Below are 1876 nucleotides of genomic sequence, written 5' to 3' on the forward strand. Positions count from 1 at the left end.
CGCTGCCTAGGTCGGTGGTTGGCTTTGTGCCAAATCTGTCATTACCAGAATCCGAAGAAAAGTCGCCTAAATCTTCTGCATCAGCAGTCAAGCCGCTGCCTAAATCACTGGATGAATCAGACAAATTCTCTGCAGAATCAGAAGCGGAAGCGGCATCGTCCGCATTTGCTGATGCAGCAGCGCTAGCAGGAGCACCTGAAACGGATGGTGCTGAATCACTCGTATCAGCGGCTGCTGCCTCTGAGGACGCAGAATCTGATGTGGCAGTGTCACTCATCACATCAGCGGTTGGAGCAGAAGAAGTGCTTGAAGTCGTTGATTCTGGAGTTTCTGAGGCTGCTGGCGTCGCTGGATGACCTGCTTCAGCAGTTGGAGCGGGAGCAACACTCACGTCAGGCGTTGGAGTAACAGGCGCCGGCGCTGCAGCATTAGCAGAAACCGGGGCATCGCTTGCTGATTCGTCCAAAGAATCAACAGCTGAACCGGCTGCTGCTGGAGAATCGGAAGCAAAACTGCCTAAACTGTCCGGATTGGCTGTCAAGCCGCTGCCTAAGTCACTGGATGAACCTGCAGAATCAGAGGCTGGAGTGCCTTGCGCCCCCGCATCACTTGCACCAGCGGCCGGCGCAGCTGGATTACTAACATCAGCGGTTGGAGCAGCAGGCGTCTCTGGGGCCGCTGTTTCTGGAGTCGCATCATCACTCACATCAGCGGTTGGGGCAGCAGGTACGGGCGCTGCAGCATTAGCAGAAACTAGGGCATCGCTTGCTGATTCGTCCAAAGAATCAACAGCTGAACCGGCTGTATTTGGAGAATCGGAAGTAAAACTGCCTAAGCTGTTCGGATCAGCCGTCAAACCGCTGCCCAAATCACCGGATGAGTCATTCGAATCCGAAGTGTCCTCGGCAGAATCGGATGAAAAATCACCCAAACTGTCCGGATTGGCTGTCAAGCCGCTGCCTAAATCACTGGATGGATTTGCAGAATCAGAGGCTGAAGTACCTTGCGCCGCCGCATCACTTGCACCAGCAGCCGGCGCAGCTGGATTACTAACATCAGCAGTTGGAGCAGCCGGGGTCTCTGGGGCCGCTGTTTCTGGAGCAGCAGCGTCACCTGAGAACGCAGGTGCGGGCGCTGCAACAGGAGAACTTGATGGAGAATCGGAAACAAAACTACCTAAGCTGTTCGGATCAGCCGTCAAGCCGCTGCCCAATCCACTGGATGAATCGGAAGCAAAACTGCCTAAGCTGTTCGGATCAGCTATCAAGCCGCTGCCTAAGCCACCGGATGAACCTGCAGAATCGGAAGGAAAAGAACCCAAGCTGTTAGGATTGGCTGACAAACCGCTCCCCAATCCACTGGATGAATCATTTGACGAACCGAAACCGCCGGAACCAGAAAAGCCACCTGAAAAGCCATCAAATGCCCGAACATGTCCAGCACAGGCAAATAAGGTCGTTAGTAAAATCAAAAAAAGCATGAATCGTTTTTTCATAAATACTCCTCCTTTCTTTTTATACCATTTCACTGTACCATATTTCTTTTTGATTTTCTCGATTTTTTCACCATGTAAAGATATTTTAATCTCTCTGCATTCAGGCCTTTACAGTTGACACCCTGTTCAGTAAAAAAAGAAACCTTGCTTTCACAAGATTTCTATCAGTCAAAATATGCCGATTGCAGGGCTCGAACCTGTGACCTACGCGTTACGAGTGCGTTGCTCTACCAACTGAGCTAAATCGGCAAGTTACTTCTCTATTCTAGCACTCTGAATTTTTTTGTCAAGAGCGAATTTCACCGAATCAATAACCCTGTAGCTATTTTTGTTCCTGCTAGACTGACCGCTTCTCATTTCGGCCTGACTCTAAGATTTTTG

At 50.6% G+C, this 1876-nt stretch carries 1 tRNA gene; it reads right to left on the reverse strand.

The window, feature by feature from the left end:
* Positions 1-1671: 1671 nt before the first annotated feature.
* Positions 1672-1744, reverse strand: a tRNA-Thr gene (locus DHL47_RS12740).
* Between the last annotated feature and the right edge of the window lie 132 nt (positions 1745-1876).

This window comes from Streptococcus panodentis (assembly GCF_017884005.1).
GTDB classification, from domain to species: domain Bacteria; phylum Bacillota; class Bacilli; order Lactobacillales; family Streptococcaceae; genus Streptococcus; species Streptococcus panodentis.